Below are 23,623 nucleotides of genomic sequence, written 5' to 3' on the forward strand. Positions count from 1 at the left end.
AACATGCTAGCTTGCTTCTCAAAGAATGAGGCACAGCATATGCGAAATTTCCTGAAATCTGTAAGCGTCGCGGCCCTTGGGGTCACGCTCGTCCTTTGGGGGGCAGCGCCAGTTGCGGCCGAGACTCTGGCCGGGTCATATCTGGCGGGCCGTAGCGCTGCTGTCAGCAATGATTATGCGGTTGCGGCGCAATACTATTCTGCGGCGTTGGCGCGTGATCCTGAAAACGTCGAACTGATGGACAATGCCACGCTGGCTTATCTGGCGCTGGGCAATATCGAACGTGCCTTGCCCTTGGCCAGGGCGATCGCGACCACGGGGCAACGCTCGCAGGCGGCGCGGATGGTGATTACCGCAGGGTTGGTGGATGACGGCAACTATGCCGAGCTTGCTGCGCAAGAAGTCCAGAGCGATGGCATCAGCCCGTGGGTGGATGGGCTGGTTAAGGCGTGGGCATTGATCGGATCGGATGATGTGGACGCTGCAATGGCTCAGTTTGATGCCATTTCGACCGATGCAGGCATGCGAGGCGTGGTCATGTACCATAAGGCTCTGGCCCTTGCGACCGTCGGCAATTACGAGGCCGCAGAAGCACTGTTTGAGCAAGACGCGCCCGGCGCGGCTGCGCGGACGCGGCGCGGTGTGATGGCGCGCGCCGAAATCCTGTCCCAACTGGGGCGCAACGAGGATGCAGTAGACGCCATTGCGAAGGCGTTCAACGGCGCCACCGATCCCGAGCTTGATTCAATTGTCGATAAGCTGACTGCTGGTGAGACGCTTCCGTTTGGCCAAGCGCCCACTGCGCGGGCCGGACTGGCTGAAGTGTTCTATACCTTCGCAGCTCTGCTACGCGCCGAACAGGCAAGTGACTACTACACGCTGCTCTATGCCCGGATTGCACGGTATCTGCGCCCGGACCATGTGGATGCAGTCCTACTGACTGCTGATCTGCTGGAAGGCCTCGAGCAATACCCGCTGGCAATCGCCGAGTATCGCAGCGTAGACGATAAAGACCCAGCTTTCCACGTGGCCGAACTGGGCCGTGCAGCGGCCCTGCGCCGTCTGGGTAAGGCTGACCAAGCGATCGAGGTGCTGGAACAGCTGACGCGCAGCCATGGCGATCTAGCCGTTGTGCATTCCACATTGGGCGACATCCTGCGTGCTCAAGATGAGGATCAGGCCGCAATTGTCGCCTATACCAAAGCGCTTGATCTGACGGGCGATGATGACACCCGCGCGTGGTTCTTGCACTTTTCACGTGGGATCGCCCATTCGCAGGATGGCAATGGTGAAGCGGCCGAAGATGATTTCCGCGCTGCCCTAGCTATCAACCCTGATCAGCCGCAGGTGCTGAATTATTTGGGCTATTCGCTGGTGGAAGAGCAGCGCAAGCTGGAGGAAGCGCTCGACATGATCGAGCGCGCTGTCGCTGCCAGCCCCAACAGCGGCTATATCGTGGATAGCCTTGGATGGGTCTACTACCGCCTTGGCCGCTATGATGAAGCTGTGGTGCAGATGGAGCGAGCGGTTGAGCTGGAGGCCGTTGATCCGGTGGTGAACGACCACTTGGGCGATGTCTATTGGGCCGTTGACCGCAAACGCGAAGCGCAGTTCCAATGGAAACGCGCGCTTTCTTTCATCGAATTTGCCTCAAGCGATACGGAAGCCGAACCGGACCGTATCCGCCGGAAGCTTGAGGTCGGGCTAGACATGGTGTTGCAAGAAGAAGGCGCCGACCCCCTGAAGGTTGCGAATGACAACTGAGGCCATTGCGCCGGCCAAGATCAACCTGTCACTCCACGTCACAGGACAACGCGCGGACGGTTACCACCTCTTGGACAGTCTGGTGATATTCTCCGATATCGCTGACCGTCTGTGGTTTGAGGAAGGGCCGCAGATGCGGATAACGGTCTCAGGGCCGTTTGCCACAGGCGTTCCCACGGATGTGCGCAATCTGGTCTGGCAGGCGGCTGAATTGGCCGGTTGGACGGGACATGTCCGCCTTGAGAAAAACTTGCCGCATGGCGCGGGTATCGGGGGCGGATCCTCTGACGCCGCTGCTGTTCTGCGCATGTTTGGCGGTGCGGAGGCCGCCGCAACGCTTGGGGCCGATGTGCCTGTATGCCTCAACATGAGGCCCCAACGGATGCGGGGGATCGGTGATGTGCTCGAGCCGCTGCCCGCTTTGCCTGATCTGGAAATCGTACTGGTGAACCCCAACGTCGCAGTGCCGACAGGTCCGGTTTTTAGTGGGCTGCGCTCCAAACAAAATGCCCCGATGCTCGACGACTTGCCTGATTTTTCTAATGCTGAAGAGTTTTGCGACTGGCTGCATGCTCAACGCAACGATCTCGAAGCGCCCGCACGTGCGATAGCGCCGCAAGTTGATGATGTTCTAAGGGCTTTGGACGGCGCACTTATTTCGCGCATGTCCGGCTCCGGTGCGACGTGCTTCGGGCTTTTCAGTACGGGAGCGGCGGAGGATGCCGCGCGCATCGCAAAGGCCAACCCCGAATGGTGGGTCGCTTCTGGCAAAGTGCTTAAGTAAGGCGTGCGACCACGTAATCTGCGATATCTGTCAGCATGTCCTTGATCTCATGCGCGGGCAGAGGGCCAAGGGCAGCTTTAGCCATTGCGGCCCATTCCAGCGCATCGGCCTGCGTTGCGGCCAAGGTACCGTGCTTGTTCAGCAGGGTCAGTGCGTGCTCAAGATCACCGTCTTCCTGTTTGCCGCGCTCGATCGTGCGGACCCAAAAGGCGCGCTCTTCATCATCGGCCAGCGCGACAGCTTTGATAACGGGCAGCGTCAGTTTTCGTTCGCGGAAATCATCCCCGATGTTCTTGCCGGTGGCAGAGCTGTCACCCTGATAGTCCAGCAGGTCATCCACGATCTGGAACGCAATCCCCAGCGCGTCACCATAGTCAAAGAGCGCTTTAACATGCTCTTCAGGTGCGTCTGCAATCACGCTGCCAACCTCTGTCGCGGCGGAAAAAAGTGCGGCGGTCTTGCCGCGAACAACTTGCAGATAAACGCTCTCGTCAGTGGACAGGTTTTGCGCAGCGGTCAGTTGCAGTACTTCGCCTTCGGCGATTGTGGCTGCGGCGTTCGAAAGGATCTTCATCACCCGCATAGAGCCGGGTTCGGTCATCAACTGGAAGCTACGAGCAAATAGATAGTCACCCACCAACACCGAGGACTGGTTGTCCCACAGCAGATTTGCCGTAGGACGCCCCCGTCGCTGCGCGCTCTCATCCACGACGTCGTCGTGCAGCAGCGTGGCGGTGTGGATGAATTCAACCGTGGTGGCCAAATGAATGTGGTAAGGGCCGTCATAGCCGCATAGGCGCGCGGCAGCCAGCGTCAGCATCGGTCGCAGACGTTTGCCGCCTGCCTCGACCAAATGGGCTGTCACTTCGGGGATGCGCGGCGCGTGTTCGGAAGCCATGCGTTCGCGAATAAGCGCGCTCACTGCTGCCATATCTCCTGCCAAAGCTGCGGCAAGACGTTCGTGTGGTTTCTGGACTGTCCCGGTGCTCATATATTTCCCGCATCCTAGCGCTCGACAAGGGGGGGTCCCCAGATTACACCATTGCTATGAAAGAACTACTGCGCAGCACTGACCCTACGATCATCGCCTTTGCCTCAGCTCTGTTGCAAGGCGAGGATATAGACTGCTTTCAGATGGACGTAAATATGAGCATCCTTGAAGGTGGCATCGGAATTTTCCCGCGCCGGCTGATGGTGCGCAGTGATGATCACGACATGGCGCTACGGGTGATGCGTGACAACGAGATCCCGTTGGGCCTGTGAGCGATAATGATCTGACGTGCGATGCCTTTCTGGGCGGGTTGGTCCACTTGTGGCAACCAAAGAACGGGTACCGTGCGGGCGTTGATCCTGTGCTTCTTGCAGCAAGTATACCTGCGGTTTCAGGGCAAAGCGTGTTGGAGCTGGGCTGTGGTGTGGGGGCTGCCGTGCTGTGTCTGGGGGCGCGTGTCCGGGGGCTCACCCTGACGGGCGTCGAGCGTGAACCGACCTATGCGACACTTGCGGCGCGCAACGGCGGGGCCGAATTAGAAGTGATCACCGCGGATATTGCTACGCTACCTTTGGCGTTGCGACAGCGACAATTTGACCACGTGCTTGCCAATCCACCTTACTGGCGCCGCGGTGCTTCAGTGGCTGCAAATGATCCTGCGCGCGAAGCCGCGTTGGGTGAGCAGACACCGCTACAGGTCTGGATTGCCACTGCGGCAAAACGTCTGGTGCCGAAGGGGCAGATGCACGTCATTCACCGGGCCGAGCGGCTTCCTGGTCTGCTGGCAGCGCTGCCAACTGATATGGGCAGTATCGAGGTGTTGCCGATTGCCGCTCGAGAGTGGCGCGCAGCCGAGCGGGTGATTTTGCGTGCACGCAAGTCAGGTCGCGCCGATTTCCGCCTGCATGCACCGCTCATTCTGCACCGCGGCGACCACCATCGTGACGGTGACCAGTACACGCCTGCAGTGCGAAACGCTTTGCGTACAGGGGCCGCGCTCACTTTTTAGGCTGCGTTAAGGAATTGTTTACCACAGGGCGTGTTATGCTGCAGGGCGGCGTGACTTAGAAATGAGTTCATGCTTCACTGAATTTGCACTTTTAACAACTGGAGGAAGTATGACTATTTACGCACATCTCGAGACGTTGAAGAAAAAGCACCGTGACATGAGTGAGGCAATCGAAGCCGCGCAGCGTGCACCCGGAATTGACGGTCTGAAAGTGGCCGACATGAAGAAGCAAAAGATGCGCCTGAAAGAAGAAATCAGCCGCCTGTCCAACTAACCATTTCTTAAAAAGCTGGCGCGCGCTGCAATCAGCGCGCCGCCAGCAATGCAGATCGATGCCCAGAGCAGCGTGATAGTGGGGGCAGCAATACCCGCGACTATGAGTGTCAGAGTTGACAGCAGAGGGGCCGCGTAAGAGCTGGTCCCCAGTAGCTGGATGTCACCTTGTTTGCAGCCAATATCCCAAACATAAAAAGCCAGCCCAACGGGGCCAAGGCCCAGCCCGATGATGCTGGCCCATCCCAAAGTTGTCGTGGGCAAGAGTGTTTCTTCGAACATCAAATGCAGGGGGAGGGATAAGGCTGAGGTCGCAAGGCAGAACACAGCTACACTGGCCGTGGGGGCCGTGCCGACCAGCCGAGACAGCACAGAATATCCCGCCCAGGTAAACGCAGTGAACAGCGCAAGCAGCGCCCACAGGAGGACAGCGACAAAGCCGGTGGCCGTGGCTTGGGTGCGGCTCATTCGGTGGGGGCTCCCAATATGGCCAGGTTGCGCGTGATATGAGCAGTTTTCTCGATCTCGTCCAACATCCAGTCTCGGAAGACTGCGATCTGAGGGCGGTTCTCCATCCCTTTCAGGCACAAAAAACTGAACCGTGCACCAGTGGAAAGCGCAGTGGGAAAGGGCGCGACAAGCCGCCCTTCGTCAAGATCTTTTACAACCAGCGCACGCCTGCCCAAGACTATACCGACGCCTGCAAGGGCAGCATCAATGGCATGGTCAGCCTGCGAGAACCGCGGCCCCAGTGTGGGTGAGGCGGGCGCGCCCATTGCCTCGAACCACGCGGACCATCCTACCATAGGGTTCAGGAAGTTGATCGAATCGTCAAAGATGATTGGCGCGTTGTGCAAGCTTTCTACGGTGGGGTACTGCGCCGCAAGCGCGGGGGTCATCACTGGCATGATCCACTCTTCTGCCAATGGTAGCGCGTACAGTTCTGGTGGAGAGCTGGTTCCAAAGCGGATAGCGACGTCTACGTTGTCGCGCATCAGGTCCATCCGATGCAATGACGCGGCGAAACGCAGCTCAACCTCGGGGTGGGCTTGGGCAAATTCATACAAACGTGGCGCGAGCCATTTTGCGGTGAATGCGGGGCCAGCGGTGACGGTGAGTGTTTGAGTGTCCTGCGTGCGCTGTGCTGCGCGCCATGCGGTGGCGAGTGTTTGAAACCCTTCGGCAGCGCCTTGCGATAGGGCCGTTCCGGCCTCGGTCAGCTCAACTGCACGGTTGAGCCTGCGGAAAAGCAGCGCGCCCAAATGCTCCTCAAGAGATTTTATCTGAAACGACAGGGCTGCCGGCGTGACACTCAGCTCCGCTGCCGCTTTTGCGAAGGACATATGGCGTGCAGCGGCATCAAAGGCGCGCAAAGCAGTGAGGGGTGGTAGGCGGCTAGACATGTTTAGTTAAGTACAGCTTAACTGAAGCGTTGGAAAGTCTCGTTTGTCAGTAGTGTTCGCGGCCCTCATATTGAGGACAAGAAAGACACATTGGTCCGAAAAGGATCACAGATAGGAGACGAGAGATGTTTGAAGCCACCACAAACCCTGCCGCTCGCAATGCAATGTACAACGCCCATGCCGCACGCGGTCGCATGATGGCAGACTTCTTTGCATGGTTGCGCAGCCCGCTGCGCCGCTAAGGATTTTCCGCTGGCGGCGTGCACACCGCCTTACGGAATAAAACGCGGCCGGTGGATCAATCCACCGGCCCCGCATTTTCTGCCCTGACTACGGGCACAAATCAGACGAAGAACTGTCCGCCGTTCGCGGAGATCGTTGATCCGTTGATAAAGCCTGCGTCATCCGACACAAGGAAAGACACCGTGCGCGCGATTTCCTCTGGCTCGCCCAAGCGACCTGTTGGGATTTGTGCGATGATGCTCTCGCGTACTTTTTCCGGCACTGCCATGACCATCTCGGTCGCGATGTAGCCGGGGCAAATCGCATTGGCAGTAATGTTGGCGCGTGCGCCTTCCTGAGCCAGTGATTTCACGATGCCCAGATCGCCTGCTTTGGTCGCGGCATAGTTCACCTGAGCGAACTGGCCCTTCTGACCATTGATAGAGGAGATGACGACGATGCGGCCGAATTTGCGCTCGCGCATGCCGGGCCAGATCGGGTGGATGGTGTTGAACACGCCGGTAAGGTTCGTGTCGATCACCTCATGCCATTGTTCGGGCGTCATTTTATGGAAGGGCGCGTCGCGGGTAATGCCGGCGTTGGCCACAACGATCTCGATTGGGCCTAGATCTCCTTCGACCTTTGCGATGCCCTCTTTCGAACTGTCATAGTCAGCGACGTTCCATTTGTAGGTTTTGATCCCGGTTTCGGCGGTGAACGCAGCTGCTGCTTCATCATTGCCAGCATAGGTGGCGGCAACTGAATAGCCTTTTTCTTTCAGTTCTTTGGAAATGGCTGCGCCGATCCCGCGGCTGCCTCCTGTAACTAGTGCGACACGCGACATGATGATTCTCCCGATGAAATCAGTACTGTAATGTTGTTGCTTCGTTTAACGGTGGCGCGCAATTATATTGCGCGCCCAATATTTTTAGGGCCGTTCGAGGCACATGGCAACACCCATACCGCCGCCAATGCACAGTGTAGCGAGACCTTTTTTCGCGCCGCGGCGCTTCATTTCGAACAGAAGGGTGTTCAGGATGCGTGCACCGGACGCGCCGATAGGGTGACCGATCGCAATTGCGCCACCGTTGACGTTCACAATTGCCGGATCCCAGCCCATGTCCTTGTTCACAGCGCAGGCCTGTGCTGCGAACGCTTCGTTAGCTTCGACCAGATCAAGGTCTTCGGGCTTCCAGCCGGCTTTCTCCAGCGCTTTGCGGGATGCATAGATCGGTCCTGCGCCCATGATTGACGGGTCAAGGCCAACTGTTGCGTATGAGGCGATGCGCGCAAGTGGCTCAATGCCGCGCTTTTCGGCGTTGTCCGCGCTCATCAGCAGGGCACCGGCGGCGCCATCGTTTAGGCCAGATGCGTTGGCAGCAGTCACTGAGCCGTCTTTGGCAAACGCAGGGCGGAGTTTTGCCATCGCGTCCATTGTTGCGCCGTGACGGATGTATTCATCCGCGTCCACGATGGTGTCGCCTTTGCGGCCCGGCACTGTGTAGGCAAAAATCTCATCCTTGAAGCGGCCCTCTTTTTGGGCGGCTTCGGCCTTGTTCTGGGAGGCCACTGCGAATTCGTCCTGCTGTTCACGCGTGATCTGCCATTTTGCGGCAACGTTTTCAGCGGTCTGGCCCATATGGTAGCCGTTAAACGCATCCCATAGCCCGTCTTTGATCATCGTATCGATGAACTTCATATCGCCCATCTTTTGACCGGCGCGAATGGCTTGGGCATGGGGAGACATTGACATGTTCTCTTGGCCGCCTGAGGCGACGATGTCAGCATCGCCCAGCTGGATGTGTTGTGCGGCCAGCGCAACAGCACGCAGGCCTGAACCGCAAACCTGGTTGATCGACCAAGCGGCGGATTCGATTGGCAGCCCGGCATTTACGTGGGCCTGACGCGCAGGGTTCTGACCTTGAGCAGCGGTCAGCACCTGACCGAGGATTGTCTCCGAGACTTCGGCGGCATCAATGCCTGCGCGTGCGACGATCTCCTTGAGCATTGCAGCGCCCAGATCATGCGCAGGAGTGTTGGCAAAAGAGCCCATAAAGCTGCCGACTGCGGTACGGGCAGCGGAGGCGATAACGACGTTTGTCATGGAATGCGGTCCTCTCAATATGACGCATGGTAAAGGAGCGGTAACGACAGAGGCGCGACAGGCGCAATGTCTTTCCTTTACCTTGTGCCTTTGGATACCGCACGGGACACGGCGCGGCAAGAAGTCTGCCGCGCGTCTGTGTCAGGCGCTCTGTTGCGACCCTCCTTCTCGCGTCCAGTCGGGGCGCGTGGTGGGGGCCGCAAAATAGTAACCTTGTAGGCAATCAATTCCTATTTCCACGGCCAGCGCCGCATCTTCTTCGGTCTCCACCGACTCTGCTACAGTAACCATTTCGAACTCGTGGGCGATGCCCATCAATGCGCGGGTAAGCGCCTGATTGTCCGGATTCTGTGCAATGCCGCGAATGAACTGGCCGTCGATTTTGACGATGTCAAAGTCAAAGTCCTTGAAATACCGGATGGTCATTTGCCCTGATCCAAAACGATCCATTGCAAAGCAGATACCTTTGGGCTGCAAACGTTGCATGAAGTCGATCACCAACTCTGGCACCATCATTGCCGAACTTTCGGTGATCTCCAGGATCAGCCGCTCCCCCAGGCCCGGCGATTCGTTGATGAAGCGGTTAAGGCAATTCATCCAGGGCCGAAATCCGATTGAGCGGGCGGACATGTTGATCGACAGCCGCAGGCCCGGATTTTTCTGCAACGTGTTTAGCCCGTGGCGTAGGGCCAGCACATCAATCTCTCGTCCGGTTTCAGTGTCTTCGATCTTGTCCATAAATGCACCCGCAGGAATGACCCTTCCTGTGGCGTCCAATACGCGGATCAACCCTTCGTAAAAACCGACCTGACCCAGCGCACTGCTACGCATCACCGGCTGAAAGGCGAGCAGGGTCTGGTTGTGGGTAATCGCCTCTTTCACCATCGATAGTGTGTCTTGGGCCTGCTGTGTCATTGCGAAATCCAGCGGACTTTGACCGCCGGGGGGGATATCAGCCATTTGGCGTCTGTGAATACCTTTCACGGGGGTGTCCTTTGCTGCAATTGGCCACGAGTTCGGCGGGTAGGTGGACATTGCACTCGCCCCGCTAATAAGGTGTTAAACAGCTAATTTTGCACCAAATGTATCAATCACAGGGACAGCCAGACATGACACGCTGCGCATGGGCGGGGCCCGAACAGATCTACATCGACTATCATGATGCTGAATGGGGCGTGCCGGAATACGACAGCCGCGCGCTGTGGGAGAAGCTCATCCTTGATGGATTTCAGGCCGGCCTAAGCTGGATCACAATCCTTAAAAAGCGAGACGCTTTTCGCGAGGCTTTCGCTGGGTTCGACCCGCATGTAATCGCGCAGTGGGGCGAGGCGGATGTACAGCGCTTGCTGGGGAATGCTGGAATCATCCGGCATCGGGGAAAGATTGAGGCGGCTATCACCAACGCGCAGGCTTGGCAGCGTATCGAAGCCGCTCAGGGGTTTGACCGTTTCATGTGGAGTTATGTTGATGGCGCGCCTGTGCAAAATCGCTTTGAGCGACAATCAGATGTACCTCCCAAAACTGTCCTGTCAGAGCAGGTGTCCAAAGACCTCAAGAAAGCAGGGTTCAAGTTCTGTGGGCCTACTATTGTCTATGCGTGGATGGAGGCGTGCGGATTGGTTAACGACCATTTGGTCGGCTGTCCGAGACATGGCGTGGTGGCTGACCACACGCGCCCACAGAAATGATGGTCCGAGGTGGGGCGGTCAGTTATACTGTTTAAGTGGCCAACAAAAGCATTGCGGCGTATCGCAGCAAGCCTTGGAGAGCATCGCCGCTGGGCCGCGTCATGACAACCTTTACCGAAGCACAAACGCTAGCAGCATCAGGCACAGGATCACACTCACGAGCCATATCGAGATAGAAACCCGCTGACGTAAACTCATACGTTTCAGTCGATCAATCATAGCTAAACCTCTCTGACAGAATGCGGTGAGAAGGGGTGTGACGTTTGAGCAGATAGTCCTCGACGATATCCATCATGATTGGCGGCCCACACACGACAAAGACCCATTCTGCAAATTCCTCCTGCGAGAAAGTGCGATCCAAGAGGGGGCCGTCAATAAACCCGGTTTCGCCATCCCAGGTTTCTGGTTGTTCCGACAAGACCAAGGTCACGTCCTCCAGCCCCAGTTCTTCACGGTATGCAATCTGATCGACCGATCGATTTCCGTAGACCAGCTTAACTTTTCGAGGATCGTCAGTGAGGCGCATTTGCCTGAGAATCCCCAGCAGTGGCGCGAGCCCTACGCCGCCCGCGATCAATGCGACGCCCGGTTCGGTGCGGTCTTTGACGGACAGGCTGCCATAAGGGCCATCAAGATACGCCAACGTGCCAGGCTTTATCTGACCAATTGTTCGGGTGAAATCGCCAAACTCCTTTATCATAAAAGAGATTTCTGGCCCTGCGGTCGGCGCTGACGAAATGGAAAAAGGGTTTTCCTTCATTGAAAAGGTACTATGCCCGACATTGAGCCAAACAAATTGCCCCGCTTTGTAATCAAGCCCTGAATGACCCTCGGGTGTTACGGTTGCTTCCCACTGTTTTTGCGTTAGCTGCGTCACGGAAGTAACACGCCACGCGCGTTTTTTATCGCGGAGTGGCACCAGCAGGTAAACATAGCAGAGCGACCCAACAGCTACCGCTGTCATTGCCAGCCATACACCAGTCATAACCGGCTGGGATCCGAAGCGCCCCGCATATACTGTATGGTGCAGTAAAAGTGCTGCTATCAAAAGAGCGCCAACACCGTGCATCAAGCGCCATGTTTCATATTTGTAGTCCAGTTTGGTGCGCCCAATCGCAAGAAGCACAAGGCTTGGAAGAAGCAAATACGCCGCAATGCCTGTAGAAAGGTCAGAAATATCAGTGGTGATCACCAGTTGGCGGGTGGAATCCCAAGGCCGCTGGCCACCAGAAGGCGTGCCGCGGTATAGAAATGGATGGAGGACCGCAAAACCCAGCGCTATCCTCGCCATCACCTGATGAAACCGCATCGTTACATCCATGCCGATATCATTCGAGACATTCTTGAAGCGCCCAGACAGGACAAACTCCATGAGGATCATGGCAAACGCGAGAATACCAAGGCCAGAGGCAAGTTCTTGGTGGAATGCGCGCGGTGGACCACCGACCAGCCAAGACAGTATTAAAGGTAGTGTGACAGCCGCTATGTAAAAGATGATCAAAAGGATTGGTTTCATGTGCTTTTCTGATCCATTTCTTACAACGATGCAAATTTCTGTCTTATGGGCTTGATCCATCATGGGGCATCGGTGCGCCAGATTGTGAAGCCCCATTTACTGTTCATGATGGACGCTAGGTCTACAATAGCGGTTTCGTAGCAATCTTGCATTGACTCCCTTCCGTTCCCCCGTATAAGCGCGACTTCGTTGGTGTTGGTGGATCCTGCAAAGGAAACCCTGTCGGAGTGCAAACTCAAAGGACAACGCCCTTTACCGCCCTTTCGGGCCTTATAAGGAGAACAGCCGTGACTAAACGCACCGCTGCCAAGCACAAAATTGACCGTCGCATGGGCGAAAACATCTGGGGCCGTCCAAAATCCCCAGTAAACCGTCGTGAATATGGCCCCGGCCAGCACGGTCAGCGCCGTAAGGGCAAAATTTCCGACTTCGGTATCCAGCTGCGCGCCAAGCAGAAGCTCAAGGGCTACTACGGCGACCTGACCGAAAAGCAGTTCCGCCGCATCTACGGCGAAGCCGAGCGTGTAAAAGGCGATACAGGTGAGAACCTGATTGGTCTGCTCGAGCGTCGTCTTGACGCGGTTGTGTACCGTGCCAAGTTCGTTGCGACGATCTTTGCTGCGCGCCAGTTTGTGAACCACCGCCACGTGCGCGTGAACGGCAAGCTCGTGAACATCCCTTCCTACCGTGTAAAAGAGGGTGACGTTATCGAAGTACGTGACCGTTCCAAGCAGATGGTTGCACTGATCGAAGCCACTCAGCTGGCAGAGCGTGATGTGCCTGACTACATGGATGTGGATCACTCTAAGATGACAGCGACATTCGTGCGCACGCCTGCTCTGGGCGACGTGCCATACCCTGTTGTAATGGAACCAAACCTCGTCGTGGAATTCTACGCGAAGAACTGATCTTCGCCACCACAGGTTACGATTTCAGATGCGCCCTGCCGGACAACCGGTGGGGCGTTTTATATTTTGGGCTGTGAGGACGAGGCGGCAGAAGCGCACGGGTGAAAATCGCGTCTGGTTGCCGGAGGGTTGAACGGTTAAAAGGGCCACAACAATTAAAGAGTCCTGTTATGACACAAATGATCACGCCCCAACCCGGCATCATGGATATATCTCTCTATCAAGGGGGGGCGGCTCATGTGGCAGGTCAGGATAACGCGCTTAAGCTCAGCTCGAACGAGAACCCTTTTGGGCCGTCGCCTGCCGCGCTGAAAGCGTATGAGCGAGCGGGGCGCGAGTTGCACCGGTATCCCAGCAGTGACCACGCAGAGCTGCGTACGGCCATCGGCCAAGTCTACACGCTTGACCCTACGCGGATCATTTGCGGCGCCGGTTCGGACGAGATCATTGCGTTCTTGTGTCAGGCCTATGCCGGTTCGGACACCGAGGTGATTCACACCGAACACGGGTTTGCCATGTACCGGATTTCGGCGCTGGCCGCAGGTGCGACACCGGTGGAGGTGAAAGAGCACGAGCGTGTGACAGATGTGGACGCGATACTGGCGGCCTGCACGGATAAGACGCGGCTCGTATTTCTGGCCAACCCGAACAACCCCACCGGCACGATGATCGGGCAGGGGGACATCATGCGTCTGGCCGATAACCTGCCTGAGCAGGCGCTGCTGGTGCTGGACGGAGCCTATGCAGAGTATGTCGAAGGCTACGATGGGGGTGCCGCGCTTGTTGATGCGCGCCAGAACGTAGTGATGACGCGTACTTTCTCAAAGATCTACGGACTGGGCGGTTTGCGCGTTGGCTGGGGCTATGGCCCTGCCCATGTGATTGACGTGCTGAACCGTGTGCGCGGCCCCTTCAATCTCAGTAACTCTGCCCTTGCGGCGGCAGAAGTAGCCGTGCGTGACGTTGCCTATGTCGATCACTGCCGCGCCGAGAATGCGCGCTGGCGTGTGTGGATGGCTGACGCTTTGGCCGAGATCGGCGTGCCGTCGGATGTGTCGATGGCGAATTTTATTCTCGCCCGGTTCGCTTCGCAAAGTGAAACGGAAGCATGTGATCTGCACCTGCAATCCCAAGGACTGATCGTGCGCCGTGTAGCGGGATACAAGCTGCCGACCTGTTTGCGTATTACTGTTGGTGATGAAAGCGGTTGCCGCCGCGTGGTTCATGCTGTGCGCCAGTTCAAGGAGGCCTGACCCATGCCGCAACTCTATGACCGTGTGGCCCTGATTGGCCTTGGGCTGATCGCCTCCTCCATGTTCTGGGCGATGAAACGGGGCGGATTCGCGGGCGAAGTCACCGGATTTGCCCGCTCGGCGGAGACACGCGAAACCGCGCGTGAAATCGGGCTGTGCGATGTGGTGTGCGACGATATCCATGATGCGGTGCGTGATGCTGATCTGGTCGTTCTGTGTGTGCCAGTCGGCGTCATGGGCGCAGTGATGGAACGAATCGCAGGAAGCTTGAGACTCGGTGCGACTGTGACAGACGTAGGTTCGGTTAAGGGGGACGTGATCAACAACGTGATGCCACATCTGCCTAAGGGTGTGCATTTCATTGCGGGTCACCCGTTGGCTGGGACCGAACATTCAGGCCCGCGTGCTGGTTTTGCAGAGCTTTTCGACAACCGTTGGTGCCTGCTTGTGCCGCCCGAAGGGACAGACCTGGCCGCAATTGCGCGCCTGCGTAACTTTTGGGAAGGGCTTGGTGCCAACGTTGAGGAGATGGACGCCGACCACCACGATCTGGTGTTAGCCGTGACATCCCATGCGCCGCACCTGATTGCCTATACTATGGTCGGTGTGGCTGATGATTTGCGCCGCGTGACCGATGGCGAGGTTATCAAGTATTCAGCGGCCGGTTTTCGGGATTTTACCCGTATCGCCGCCTCGGACCCGACCATGTGGCGCGATGTGTTCCTGACAAACAAAGACGCAACGTTGGAAATTCTGGGTCGGTTTACTGAAGAGCTTTTTGCGCTTCAGCGGGCGATCCGGCAGGGCGATGGGGACCACCTGTTTGATTATTTTACCCGTACGCGTGCCATTCGGCGGGGAATTATTGAAGCGGGGCAAGACACCGATGCTCCTGACTTTGGCCGGAACCCCGGACGCAAACCATGAAGCGGCTTGCCGCCCTGTTGTGCCTTATGGCGACGGCGTCCTGCGCGGGGCCGGATAACTCCAAACGCCCCGAAGCACGACCGCAGAGCGCGGCAAGAAACTTTAGCGCTAACGAGACCATTGACCGTTCTGCCCAAGAGAACAAGCAGGGCGAATTTTTCAAATCCTTGCGTCCTGTGTTCCGTTCGCAAAAAGCAGTGCAGGACCAACGCCGAAAGCAAAAAGGGTTTGCGGCAGGGGCGGTCTGCGGTGATCCATCCATTCAGGGCGAAGCAGTCGGGCGCGTCCCTGGCCGCATTTCGGGCTGCGGTCTGGATGGCGCGGTGCGCATTTCCGCAATCTCAGGCGTACGATTGAGCGCAAAGTCCACAATGGATTGCGGCACAGCGCGCGCGCTCAAGACATGGGTGGATCGCAGCGCCAAGCCTGCGCTGTCCAGCAAAGGGGGCGGCCTGCGTGAGATCACAGTGGCCGCGCATTACGCCTGCCGCCGGCGCAATAATTCCAAAACGGGCAAGATATCCGAGCATGGCAAAGGCCGCGCGATCGACATCTCGGGGTTCCGGTTGGCAAACGGCAACGAAATTACTGTGCTGCGCAACTGGACTGCAGGCAGCAGCAGCAAGGCGCTGCGCCGCATGCACGCAGAGGCGTGCGGCCCGTTCGAGACGGTGCTTGGCCCCAAGGCCAACCGCTTTCACCTTGATCACTTCCATTTCGATACGGCGCAATACCGTTCAGGAAGCTACTGCCGCTAACGGATGATCAGGCGCGGGGCTGTGCCCAGCGGGATGAACCCCATGCGCATCCGGCCTTGATCAATCGTAATCTCCACATCCAGACTTTCACGGTTGCCTGAAAGACCTGACAAAAGCGTCAGGCCGCTTTCTATTTGAGGCCGAATTTGCGTAGACAACGCGCCGCTGGCACTGGCAAGATCAAGCATTTGCTGCCAGTTCTTCGCCTTAAGGCGCATAGTACCAGAGGCGATGCCGCCTGCGGCAATCTGCAAATCCGCGTTGAGAGAGATGTTTAGGTCCGCCCAGACGGCCTCAATCCGGTCAACCTTAAAGGCGGTCGGCTGTGGTCTGCTGTCTTCCAGCGCGCTGCGGTCCCAAGGGCGATCAAAACTGACAGTCATATCGGCGACCAGGCTGTCAAACCGCTCAGGCCAGCTTTGGGGCAGGCGCAGGGCATCGCGGATCAACACCCCCGGGGCAAAGCCCGCGGCGTTAAGGTCAATATCATATGTCTGCACATCAGCAGTTTGCTGTACGTCAGCGCGGAACGTGTCGATGAGCAACAGGTCCGCTGCGTCGAGTTGGACTATCATATCGCGGCTGGACCCGTGCAACGTTTCAAGTTGCAAGGCAGGGCTAGGGTGCAGTCGGAGCGCTGCTACGGCGTCCTTCGAGGCGAAGGCCAGTTCCGCCTGTGGCGTTGATAGCAAAACAGGCGCATCGTCCAGCCGCAGGGTTGCGTGGCCGGGCCAATAGATCGGGGTCGAGAGGGTGATCTGCGGCAGATGCAGGGCTGCCTGCGTCTCGGGATCGTCCAGAGTGACGTCGGATATGACTGTGGCGATCCGCAGCGGAAAGCCTGCCCGTGTCATCTCGCCCGTTTGCGACTGCCAGCCTTCGGCGCGGCGCGCATCGAACCATGCGGTCAGGCTGCTCTGCATGCCAGAGGTCGCGACGTACCACCAACCAGCCCATATCAGGGCAATCGGGATCAGGATTTTTACTGCGCTGCGTAACATGGGACGTGCCCCCTTTTCATCGACGCCTTGATGGAGTTTACCTGCCCCAACACAGGAGAACCAGATGAGTATGTGGGTATTCGGCTATGGCAGTTTGCTTTGGAATCCCGGCTTCGAGGTTGCGCAAAGCGTGATCGGGACCTTGCCGCACTATGCCCGCTCTTTCTGCATGCGCTCGATCCATCATCGCGGGACAGAGGAGGCACCGGGCCTTGTGCTGGCCCTTGACCAACAGCCCGGCAAAGCCTGCGAGGGCGTGGCGCTTGAGGTGACGGCGGGACATGAGGATCAGACCCTAATTTACCTGCGCGAGCGTGAGCTTATTTCTTCGGCCTATGTGGAAAAGGAACTGTCGGTGCAGTTGGTGAACGGGCGCGAGGTAACAGCGCTGGTCTATGTCATCGACGAGGCGCACGAGCAATATTGCGGTGACCTCGCACTAGAGGAACAGGCACAGATCATCGCCCGCGCAGTTGGTGGGCGGGGTCCAAACACCGAATACCTCTATAACACGGCAGAACATCTGACGTCTGTCGGTTTGCACGATCCAGCGCTAGAATGGCTGGCAACAAGGGTGCGTGAAATCGCCGTATAAACCCTTTGGTTTGATGTAAATTCAGGCTAAGCTACGGCAATAAACAATAAGGTCAGGAGCAGGGGCGCATGGCGCAACCAGACCGCGACGCAAAACCGCAATTCTCCCAACCTGTGCGTCAGATCACTCTGATGCTGCTGGTGCTTGGCCTGTCGGGCTTTGGCGTGTTCGTGGCGTTGCCACGGGTGTTGCCGGTGTTTCAGGCGAACCCCTATCTCAACGGGTTTATCCTGTTCGTCTTCGCGATTGGCGTGGTGGCCTGCTTTTATCAAGTGCTGCAACTGATCGGCTCGGTCCGCTGGATCGAAAACTTCGCCTCGGACAATGATACGCCCAGCGACACGCCGCCGCAGATGTTGGCACCTTTGGCGGCGCTGTTGCGCACACGCGGCCCGCGCATGCAGGTGGGCGCCTCTTCGACACGCTCGATCCTTGATTCCGTCGCAACCCGTATCGACGAAGCGCGAGAGATTACGCGATACATCGTCAACACGCTGATTTTTCTGGGCCTTCTGGGCACGTTCTATGGGCTGGCGACGACAGTGCCCGCCATTGTGGACACCATACGCAGCCTCGCGCCGCAGGCGGGGGAGTCCAGTACCGATGTATTCAGCCGCCTGATGACAGGGCTTGAATCGCAGCTTGCAGGAATGGGCGTGGCTTTTGCCTCGTCGCTGTTGGGGCTTGCTGGGTCGTTGATCGTGGGCCTGCTGGAGCTGTTTGCTGGCCATGGGCAAAACCGGTTTTACCAAGAACTGGAAGACTGGCTCAGCTCAATCACGCGGGTGGGATTTGCATCGGGGGATGATAGCACGCCTGAGCAGGCCATCATGGCGGGTATGGTGGACCACATGGCCGAGCAGATGGAGGGCATGCAAGACATGTTCAGCCGCTCCGAAGCGGGCCGCGCCGAGGTTGAGCAGCAGTTGGGCAGCCTTGCCACAGCTATAGAACGGATGGCGGTACAGCTGGGTGATCAGGGCGGATCCTCGGATGCGCTGGAGCGGATTGCGGATGGTCAGGAGCGCATGATTGCAGCGCTTGAGAGCCGCCCTGACGCTGTATCCGAAAGCCATGGGCTGGATGCCGAAAGCCGTATGCGGCTGCGCTCGATTGACGTGCAAATGCTGCGCATTCTGGAAGAAATTTCCGCCGGCCGTCAGGAAACCATGGCTGAGCTGCGCCAAGAACTGTCCCACCTCACCAAAGCGTTGTCCTCGCCACGCAGCAGCACAGAGCCACGCCGCATGCGCGCCACCAACAAGCTCGACGACGGGGACCGCTAGCCATGGCGCTGTCGCGACGCACCGGCGCGCGGTTTCAGGCGTCTATCTGGCCGGGCTTTGTGGATGCGATGACTGGTCTTTTGCTGGTGCTGATGTTCGTGCTGACAATCTTCATGGTCATGCAATTTGTCCTTACGGAACAGATATCCGGTCAAGAGACAGAGCTGGATGAGCTGTCTTCCGAAGTGGCTGCGCTGGCGCAAGCGCTGGGTCTTGAGCGGCGCTCCAACACTGATCTTGAAGCGCGGGTCGGTGCCCTGAGATCATCGTTAGCGGATGCCCAGACGCGGGCATCGCAACAAGATACACTTATCGCCAGCTTGCAGTCAGAGCGCGCAGCCCAGGCCGAGGCATTGAACGCCGCACAGACTCGGCTGACTAGCTTTGAAGCGCAAGTTGCGGCCCTGATTGCAGACCGCGATACCGCGCTTGGCCAAGTGTCAGAGCTGGAAGCCCTCGAGGCCACTTTGCTGAACGAGCAGGAGGCGTTGAACCTTGCGCTTGCCTCCAGCCGCTCGGAGGTGGATGCACAGGAAGAAGCGGCGCGACTGGCTGCCGCACGCCGGGAAGCGCTGGAGGCCCTGATTGCAGATTTACGCGTCCGCAACGCCGACGCGCAAAGCGCAGTTGCTGCATTAAGCTCTGAAGTGACCGCCGCCCAAGAAGCGTTGACAGCGCAGGAAGCCGAAAAGCTGGCAGAAACAGCCGCCGCTGAGGCGTTGCGTAAGCGGTTGGAGAATGCGGACACCGAACTGACTGCTATGACCCTCTCGCTGGAAGCACAACGCAAACGGGCAGAAGAGACACTGACCCTGCTCGCCGCCGCAAGGGCCGCTGAAGAGGAACTGGCCCTGCGCCTGACAGCCGCTTTGGGGGATGCCAAGGATACGAAATCAGAGCTTGAGCTCAGCTTGCAAGAAGCTCAGGCGCGCATCGCTGCGCTGGAAACTCAACTTGGAACAACCGAAACCGAGACGGGTACGCAGATCGAAGACCTGCGCACGCGGCTGGCCGCTGCGTTGGCCGCGAAGCTGGCGGCGCAAGATAACGTTACTGAAACCCAAAGCAAGGCGATCCGCCGCGCAACCTTACTTGCTCAGGCTGAAGCGCAATTGGCGCAGGAACAGGAAACCTCGGCTGCCGCGCAGCGCCAGACGGAACTGCTTAATCAACAGGTAGCGGCGCTGCGTGCGCAGCTTAGCAATCTACAGGGCTTGCTGGACACCGCCATTGCAGAGGACACCGCCCGTGAGGTCGAGCTTCAATCGCTGGGAAGCCAACTGAACACCGCCTTGGCGCGGGTCGCCGCAGAAGAGCGACGGCGCGCCGAGCTTGAAGCCGCCGAGCGTGCGCGTCTGGAGGCGGAGACAAAGAACCTAGAACAGTATCGATCAGAGTTCTTCGGGCGTCTACGTAGCGTGCTGGGGGCACAAGAAGGCGTGCGGATTGAGGGCGATCGCTTTGTCTTTAGCTCAGAGGTTTTGTTCCCTCCTGGCGGGGCGGAGTTGTCGCGCAAGGGAACGCAAGAGATTGCCAAAGTGGCCGATATTCTGCGCAACGTAGCTGCCGATATCCCTGACGGGATCGATTGGGTCATTCGCGTTGACGGGCATACCGATAACGTACCGCTGTCTGGTCTGGGTGAATTTGCCGACAATTGGGAACTGAGCCAAGCGCGTGCGCTGTCAGTGGTGAAATACATGGCGAATTTCCTAGGCATTCCGCCGGACCGTCTGTCCGCCAACGGATTTGGACAATATCAACCAGTAGACACTGCCGACACAGATGAAGCACGCGCGCGCAACCGCCGGATCGAGCTGAAGTTTACTGAAAAATAGAGCTAGGGCAGGGTGAGTGTCAGGTTTTCGCTGTCTATCACCTTATCTGCCCGCAAGAGGGTGGCGGTGCCAGTGTATTCACCTTCGGGCCAGCCTTCTCCTCCACGTTTCTTGCCGATCGCGCGAAAGGACTGCGCTTGAGATCGTTCCAACGTGATATCACGTTCAATCACGATTTCTGCAGGCCCCTGTAGGGAAAGATGGATCACATCGCCTTTTTGCGTCCCGAAAAGAAACGCATAGATCACCAAGGCGTCACTTCCAGTATTAGGAAACGCGACCGTATTGGCGCGGATGTCTGTAAACTCGGGCACGGCGCTGCTGGTGCCGATACGGACGATTCCACCTGCGCGGTAGGGAGGCTGATCAGTCCAAAGCGTGTCATTCTCTGCTTCGCCACAGATTATTGTTCCGTCAGGATCGAAGGGATCAATCACCTTCCCTTCATGACGGACCGACAAATGGACATGTGGGAATTCGGCTCGCCCTGACATGCCGACCTGACCCAGCACGTCCCCAACCTGTACTGATTGGCCGCGCACAACAGTGACCGAGCTTTTGCGCAGGTGGCAATATTGTGTTTCCCACCCGTCAGGATGGCGCAATACAACACCGTTTCCACATTCGCGTCCCTTAAGGATCGCTGCACGATCAGGGCTATAGCGAACGTCATCAATCCCGTCACGCACACCTGCAACAACGCCCGATGCCGATGCCAGTACATCAACACCAGAGTCGATCATATCATAGGTTGGTAAGGCGAAATCTGTGCCCTTATGCCCGTCGTAGCTTAGTCCCGAGCAGGTGAAATCGGACGCGTCCTTTGACGGGTCGTGGTCCACGTACTGCTGGATGTAGCAGGGTCCGTTCAGGTCACAATCAATGGGGGAGGAAAATGACAGTTCTCCCGCCGTGGCAGGCACGGCGAGAGAGAGAAGGGTCAAAAGACCAAAGCGCATTATTCAGCGGTAAGCAGTGGCGGCTTGTTGCCAGTCAATCGCGGGCTATCCGGCCCATCGACTTTGATATCAAGCTCGCCTTTCTTCACGCCGATTTTGACCACGCCGCCTTTGGAGAGTTTGCCAAACAGCAGCTCTTCGGCCAGCGGTTTTTTGATGTACTCTTGAATGACACGTCCCAAGGGGCGCGCACCCATTTTCTCATCATAGCCCTTATCGGCGAGCCATTCTGCGGCTTGCTTGCTCAATTCAATGGTCACGTTGCGATCCATCAACTGGGCCTCAAGCTGCAGCACGAACTTCTCGACCACTCGAAGGATGGTGTCCTTGGGCAGTGCGCCGAAGGAGATCACCGCATCCAGACGGTTGCGAAATTCCGGTGTGAACGTCCGCTCGATTGCGGCTGTGTCCTCGCCGGTGCGACGGTCGCGGCCAAAGCCGATCGCCTCTTTCGCCTGCTCGGATGCGCCAGCGTTAGAGGTCATGATAAGCACCACGTTGCGGAAATCCACCGTGCGGCCATTGTGATCGGTCAGTTTGCCGTGGTCCATTACCTGCAGCAGAATATTGTAGACGTCAGGGTGCGCTTTCTCCATCTCGTCGAGGAGCAGCACGCAGTGAGGGTCCTGATCGACACCGTCGGTCAGCATCCCACCCTGATCAAAGCCGACATAGCCGGGAGGCGCACCAATCAGACGGCTGACTGCGTGCTTCTCCATGTACTCGGACATATCGAAACGGAGCAGTTTCACCCCAAGCGTATCGGCAAGCTGTTTGGCGACTTCTGTTTTACCCACGCCAGTTGGTCCTGCGAACAGGTAGTTACCAATAGGTTTTTCAGGCTCGCGCAGGCCCGCACGCGACAGCTTGATCGCCGAAGCAAGCGCTTCGATCGCTTGATCCTGCCCGAACACAACGCGTTTCAACGAAGTTTCTAGATCCTTGAGCACAACAACGTCGTCCTTCGAGACAGTCTTTGGCGGGATGCGGGCAATTTTCGCAACCACGGCTTCGATCTCTTTGGTGCCTATTGTCTTCCGGCGCTTGGAGGCCGCAACCAGATGCTGTGCGGCACCTGCTTCGTCAATCACGTCAATCGCGCTGTCCGGCAGTTTGCGATCGTTGATATAGCGGTGCGCAAGCTCGACTGATGTCTTGATCGCATCGGCGGTGTATTTTACGCGGTGGTGATCCTCGAAGTACGGCTTGATGCCTTTGAGGATTTTCTGTGCGTCTTCCACCGAAGGCTCGTTCACATCGATCTTCTGGAAACGGCGGGCAAGTGCGCGGTCTTTTTCAAAGTGCTGACGGAACTCTTTATAGGTGGTCGAGCCCATGGTCCGCAGTTTGCCACCGGCAAGCGCAGGCTTGAGCAGGTTGGATGCGTCCATCGCTCCGCCAGAAGTGGCCCCTGCGCCGATAACGGTGTGAATCTCGTCGATGAACAGCACGGCATCGTCGTGATCTTCAAGCTCGGTCACGACGGCCTTCAGCCGCTCCTCAAAATCACCACGGTAGCGGGTACCAGCCAGCAACGCGCCCATGTCGAGCGAGAAGATGGTTGTGTTAGCCAATACTTCAGGCGTTTCACCTGCGACGATCTTGCGGGCAAGACCTTCGGCGATGGCGGTTTTACCCACACCGGGATCGCCCACCAGCAGCGGGTTGTTCTTGCGGCGGCGACACAGAACCTGAATGCAGCGTTCAACCTCGCTGTCGCGGCCGATCAGAGGATCGATATCGCCGTCGCGAGATTTCTTGTTGAGGTCCACGCAGTATTTGGCCAGCGCCGATTCCTTTTTGTCACCTTCGGTTACACCTAATGCTTCTTCTTCATGCTCCGGTGCGCCGGCAACGGGGCGTTCTTCGCCATACGCGGGGTCTTTTGCAACGCCGTGGGCAATGAAATTCACCGCGTCATAGCGGGTCATATCCTGTTCTTGCAGAAAATAGGCAGCGTTGCTTTCACGCTCTGCAAAAATTGCGACAAGCACGTTGGCACCTGTCACTTCGGTCCGGCCCGACGACTGCACGTGGATCGCGGCGCGCTGGATAACACGCTGGAATGCGGCTGTTGGCACAGCTTCGGAACCCTCGACATCTGTGATCAGATTGCTGAGGTCCTCGTCGATGAATTCGACAAGCGTATCGCGCAGTTCTTCTACATCGACAGAGCAGGCTTTCATAACCTGAAGTGCATCAGGCTCGTCTACCAGCGACAGCAGCAAATGCTCCAGCGTGGCGAATTCGTGGCGGCGTGCATTCGCAAGCGCGAGCGCTGCATGGATGGACTGCTCAAGAGTGGTCGAGAATGAAGGCACGTTAGTGCTCCTTTTCGATAGGG

Annotated in this window: 22 protein-coding genes and 1 pseudogene; 13 read left to right on the forward strand and 10 right to left on the reverse strand. The window is 57.7% G+C overall.

Annotated elements, in window-relative coordinates; genetic code table 11:
- Nucleotides 1-39: 39 nt before the first annotated feature.
- Together V7730_RS02580 and V7730_RS02585 are read left to right on the forward strand one after the other, a co-directional pair.
- Nucleotides 40-1,764 carry a tetratricopeptide repeat protein gene (locus tag V7730_RS02580; RefSeq protein ID WP_335746025.1) on the forward strand — a complete coding sequence of 575 codons (1,725 nt, stop codon included), beginning with the start codon at nucleotides 40-42 and terminating at the stop codon, nucleotides 1,762-1,764.
- Nucleotides 1,754-2,548 carry a 4-(cytidine 5'-diphospho)-2-C-methyl-D-erythritol kinase gene (locus V7730_RS02585; RefSeq protein WP_335746026.1) on the forward strand — a complete coding sequence of 265 codons (795 nt, stop codon included), beginning with the start codon at nucleotides 1,754-1,756 and terminating at the stop codon, nucleotides 2,546-2,548. Before V7730_RS02580 ends, V7730_RS02585 begins: the two co-directional genes overlap by 11 nt.
- Here the strand turns inward: V7730_RS02585 and V7730_RS02590 are convergent.
- A complete protein-coding gene (locus V7730_RS02590; RefSeq protein WP_335746027.1) occupies nucleotides 2,541-3,539 on the reverse strand; it encodes a polyprenyl synthetase family protein in 999 nt (332 codons plus the stop codon). The two genes, V7730_RS02585 and V7730_RS02590, sit on opposite strands and share 8 nt — an antisense overlap.
- Nucleotides 3,540-3,595: 56 nt before the next feature.
- On the opposite strand from V7730_RS02590, the gene V7730_RS02595 reads away from it, so the two are divergent.
- From V7730_RS02595 to V7730_RS02605, 3 genes are all read left to right on the forward strand, one after another.
- Nucleotides 3,596-3,811, forward strand: coding sequence for a putative signal transducing protein (locus V7730_RS02595; RefSeq protein ID WP_335746028.1), 216 nt, complete (start codon nucleotides 3,596-3,598; stop codon nucleotides 3,809-3,811).
- Nucleotides 3,808-4,548 carry a tRNA1(Val) (adenine(37)-N6)-methyltransferase gene (locus V7730_RS02600; RefSeq protein WP_335746029.1) on the forward strand — a complete coding sequence of 247 codons (741 nt, stop codon included), beginning with the start codon at nucleotides 3,808-3,810 and terminating at the stop codon, nucleotides 4,546-4,548. Before V7730_RS02595 ends, V7730_RS02600 begins: the two co-directional genes overlap by 4 nt.
- A gap of 109 nt (nucleotides 4,549-4,657) precedes the next feature.
- Nucleotides 4,658-4,822: a YdcH family protein gene (locus V7730_RS02605; RefSeq protein WP_335746030.1), complete on the forward strand. Its 165-nt coding sequence runs from the start codon at nucleotides 4,658-4,660 to the stop codon at nucleotides 4,820-4,822.
- Here V7730_RS02605 and V7730_RS02610 read toward each other — a convergent pair.
- The 5 genes and pseudogenes from V7730_RS02610 to V7730_RS02630 all read right to left on the reverse strand — a co-directional run.
- Nucleotides 4,819-5,232: pseudogene (locus V7730_RS02610) on the reverse strand (EamA family transporter); the annotation flags it as partial. The gene V7730_RS02605 and the pseudogene V7730_RS02610 overlap by 4 nt on opposite strands.
- Nucleotides 5,233-5,285: 53 nt before the next feature.
- Nucleotides 5,286-6,224: a transcriptional regulator GcvA gene (locus tag V7730_RS02615; RefSeq protein WP_335746031.1), complete on the reverse strand. Its 939-nt coding sequence runs from the start codon at nucleotides 6,222-6,224 to the stop codon at nucleotides 5,286-5,288.
- Nucleotides 6,225-6,567: 343 nt separating this feature from the next.
- The gene (gene phbB / locus V7730_RS02620) at nucleotides 6,568-7,290 is read right to left on the reverse strand and encodes an acetoacetyl-CoA reductase (protein ID WP_335746032.1); all 723 of its coding nucleotides are present in this window, start codon (nucleotides 7,288-7,290) and stop codon (nucleotides 6,568-6,570) included.
- An 84-nt stretch (nucleotides 7,291-7,374) separates the two neighbouring features.
- On the reverse strand, nucleotides 7,375-8,550 hold the full coding sequence (locus V7730_RS02625; RefSeq protein WP_335746033.1) for an acetyl-CoA C-acetyltransferase: 1,176 nt from the start codon (nucleotides 8,548-8,550) through the stop codon (nucleotides 7,375-7,377).
- 141 nt (nucleotides 8,551-8,691) lie between these two features.
- Complete coding sequence (locus V7730_RS02630; RefSeq protein ID WP_335746034.1) at nucleotides 8,692-9,510, reverse strand: EAL domain-containing protein; 819 nt, start codon at nucleotides 9,508-9,510, stop codon at nucleotides 8,692-8,694.
- Nucleotides 9,511-9,659: 149 nt separating this feature from the next.
- On the opposite strand from V7730_RS02630, the gene V7730_RS02635 reads away from it, so the two are divergent.
- A complete protein-coding gene (locus V7730_RS02635; protein ID WP_335746035.1) occupies nucleotides 9,660-10,238 on the forward strand; it encodes a DNA-3-methyladenine glycosylase I in 579 nt (192 codons plus the stop codon).
- 211 nt (nucleotides 10,239-10,449) lie between these two features.
- Here V7730_RS02635 and V7730_RS02640 read toward each other — a convergent pair whose 3' ends face one another.
- Complete coding sequence (locus V7730_RS02640) at nucleotides 10,450-11,754, reverse strand: ferredoxin reductase family protein (RefSeq protein WP_335746036.1); 1,305 nt, start codon at nucleotides 11,752-11,754, stop codon at nucleotides 10,450-10,452.
- 287 nt (nucleotides 11,755-12,041) lie between these two features.
- On the opposite strand from V7730_RS02640, the gene rpsD reads away from it, so the two are divergent.
- From rpsD to V7730_RS02660, 4 genes are all read left to right on the forward strand, one after another.
- Nucleotides 12,042-12,662, forward strand: a complete 621-nt coding sequence (gene rpsD / locus V7730_RS02645; RefSeq protein ID WP_335746037.1) for a 30S ribosomal protein S4 — start codon at nucleotides 12,042-12,044, stop codon at nucleotides 12,660-12,662.
- 170 nt (nucleotides 12,663-12,832) lie between these two features.
- Nucleotides 12,833-13,915, forward strand: coding sequence for a histidinol-phosphate transaminase (gene hisC, locus V7730_RS02650; protein ID WP_335746038.1), 1,083 nt, complete (start codon nucleotides 12,833-12,835; stop codon nucleotides 13,913-13,915).
- A gap of 3 nt (nucleotides 13,916-13,918) precedes the next feature.
- The gene (locus V7730_RS02655; protein ID WP_335746039.1) at nucleotides 13,919-14,842 is read left to right on the forward strand and encodes a prephenate/arogenate dehydrogenase family protein; all 924 of its coding nucleotides are present in this window, start codon (nucleotides 13,919-13,921) and stop codon (nucleotides 14,840-14,842) included.
- Nucleotides 14,839-15,600, forward strand: coding sequence for an extensin-like domain-containing protein (locus tag V7730_RS02660; protein ID WP_335746040.1), 762 nt, complete (start codon nucleotides 14,839-14,841; stop codon nucleotides 15,598-15,600). The genes V7730_RS02655 and V7730_RS02660 overlap by 4 nt, the downstream gene beginning before the upstream one ends.
- Here the strand turns inward: V7730_RS02660 and V7730_RS02665 are convergent.
- Nucleotides 15,597-16,601 carry a DUF2125 domain-containing protein gene (locus V7730_RS02665; RefSeq protein WP_335746041.1) on the reverse strand — a complete coding sequence of 335 codons (1,005 nt, stop codon included), beginning with the start codon at nucleotides 16,599-16,601 and terminating at the stop codon, nucleotides 15,597-15,599. The two genes, V7730_RS02660 and V7730_RS02665, sit on opposite strands and share 4 nt — an antisense overlap.
- A 64-nt stretch (nucleotides 16,602-16,665) precedes the next feature.
- Between V7730_RS02665 and V7730_RS02670 the strand changes: the two genes are divergently transcribed.
- The 3 genes from V7730_RS02670 (at nucleotide 16,666) to V7730_RS02680 (ending at nucleotide 20,320) form a co-directional block, all read left to right on the forward strand.
- Nucleotides 16,666-17,196, forward strand: coding sequence for a gamma-glutamylcyclotransferase (locus V7730_RS02670; protein ID WP_335746042.1), 531 nt, complete (start codon nucleotides 16,666-16,668; stop codon nucleotides 17,194-17,196).
- Between the two features lie 68 nt (nucleotides 17,197-17,264).
- On the forward strand, nucleotides 17,265-18,482 hold the full coding sequence (locus V7730_RS02675) for a biopolymer transporter ExbB (protein ID WP_335746043.1): 1,218 nt from the start codon (nucleotides 17,265-17,267) through the stop codon (nucleotides 18,480-18,482).
- Nucleotides 18,483-18,484: 2 nt separating this feature from the next.
- A complete protein-coding gene (locus V7730_RS02680; RefSeq protein WP_335746044.1) occupies nucleotides 18,485-20,320 on the forward strand; it encodes a peptidoglycan -binding protein in 1,836 nt (611 codons plus the stop codon).
- A 2-nt stretch (nucleotides 20,321-20,322) separates the two neighbouring features.
- Here the strand turns inward: V7730_RS02680 and V7730_RS02685 are convergent, their stop codons facing one another.
- Together V7730_RS02685 and clpA are read right to left on the reverse strand one after the other, a co-directional pair.
- Nucleotides 20,323-21,264 (reverse strand): M23 family metallopeptidase, encoded by a 942-nt coding sequence (locus V7730_RS02685; RefSeq protein WP_335746045.1) that lies wholly within the window; start codon nucleotides 21,262-21,264, stop codon nucleotides 20,323-20,325.
- Between the two features lie 14 nt (nucleotides 21,265-21,278).
- Nucleotides 21,279-23,600: an ATP-dependent Clp protease ATP-binding subunit ClpA gene (gene clpA / locus V7730_RS02690; protein WP_335746046.1), complete on the reverse strand. Its 2,322-nt coding sequence runs from the start codon at nucleotides 23,598-23,600 to the stop codon at nucleotides 21,279-21,281.
- Nucleotides 23,601-23,623 lie beyond the last annotated feature (23 nt).

Source organism: Sulfitobacter sp., assembly GCF_036961165.1.
Lineage (GTDB): Bacteria > Pseudomonadota > Alphaproteobacteria > Rhodobacterales > Rhodobacteraceae > Sulfitobacter.

What these genes read in the sequence shown, in the direction of transcription:
- V7730_RS02580 (WP_335746025.1), top strand. Translation starts at nt 40, where the DNA reads ATGCGAAATTTCCTGAAATCTGTAAGCGTCGCGGCCCTTGGGGTCACG.
- V7730_RS02585 (WP_335746026.1), top strand. Translation starts at nt 1,754, where the DNA reads ATGACAACTGAGGCCATTGCGCCGGCCAAGATCAACCTGTCACTCCAC.
- V7730_RS02590 (WP_335746027.1), bottom strand. Translation starts at nt 3,539, where the DNA reads ATGAGCACCGGGACAGTCCAGAAACCACACGAACGTCTTGCCGCAGCT.
- V7730_RS02595 (WP_335746028.1), top strand. Translation starts at nt 3,596, where the DNA reads ATGAAAGAACTACTGCGCAGCACTGACCCTACGATCATCGCCTTTGCC.
- V7730_RS02605 (WP_335746030.1), top strand. Translation starts at nt 4,658, where the DNA reads ATGACTATTTACGCACATCTCGAGACGTTGAAGAAAAAGCACCGTGAC.
- V7730_RS02615 (WP_335746031.1), bottom strand. Translation starts at nt 6,224, where the DNA reads ATGTCTAGCCGCCTACCACCCCTCACTGCTTTGCGCGCCTTTGATGCC.
- phbB (WP_335746032.1), bottom strand. Translation starts at nt 7,290, where the DNA reads ATGTCGCGTGTCGCACTAGTTACAGGAGGCAGCCGCGGGATCGGCGCA.
- V7730_RS02625 (WP_335746033.1), bottom strand. Translation starts at nt 8,550, where the DNA reads ATGACAAACGTCGTTATCGCCTCCGCTGCCCGTACCGCAGTCGGCAGC.
- V7730_RS02630 (WP_335746034.1), bottom strand. Translation starts at nt 9,510, where the DNA reads ATGGCTGATATCCCCCCCGGCGGTCAAAGTCCGCTGGATTTCGCAATG.
- V7730_RS02635 (WP_335746035.1), top strand. Translation starts at nt 9,660, where the DNA reads ATGACACGCTGCGCATGGGCGGGGCCCGAACAGATCTACATCGACTAT.
- V7730_RS02640 (WP_335746036.1), bottom strand. Translation starts at nt 11,754, where the DNA reads ATGAAACCAATCCTTTTGATCATCTTTTACATAGCGGCTGTCACACTA.
- hisC (WP_335746038.1), top strand. Translation starts at nt 12,833, where the DNA reads ATGACACAAATGATCACGCCCCAACCCGGCATCATGGATATATCTCTC.
- V7730_RS02655 (WP_335746039.1), top strand. Translation starts at nt 13,919, where the DNA reads ATGCCGCAACTCTATGACCGTGTGGCCCTGATTGGCCTTGGGCTGATC.
- V7730_RS02660 (WP_335746040.1), top strand. Translation starts at nt 14,839, where the DNA reads ATGAAGCGGCTTGCCGCCCTGTTGTGCCTTATGGCGACGGCGTCCTGC.
- V7730_RS02665 (WP_335746041.1), bottom strand. Translation starts at nt 16,601, where the DNA reads ATGTTACGCAGCGCAGTAAAAATCCTGATCCCGATTGCCCTGATATGG.
- V7730_RS02670 (WP_335746042.1), top strand. Translation starts at nt 16,666, where the DNA reads ATGAGTATGTGGGTATTCGGCTATGGCAGTTTGCTTTGGAATCCCGGC.
- V7730_RS02675 (WP_335746043.1), top strand. Translation starts at nt 17,265, where the DNA reads ATGGCGCAACCAGACCGCGACGCAAAACCGCAATTCTCCCAACCTGTG.
- V7730_RS02680 (WP_335746044.1), top strand. Translation starts at nt 18,485, where the DNA reads ATGGCGCTGTCGCGACGCACCGGCGCGCGGTTTCAGGCGTCTATCTGG.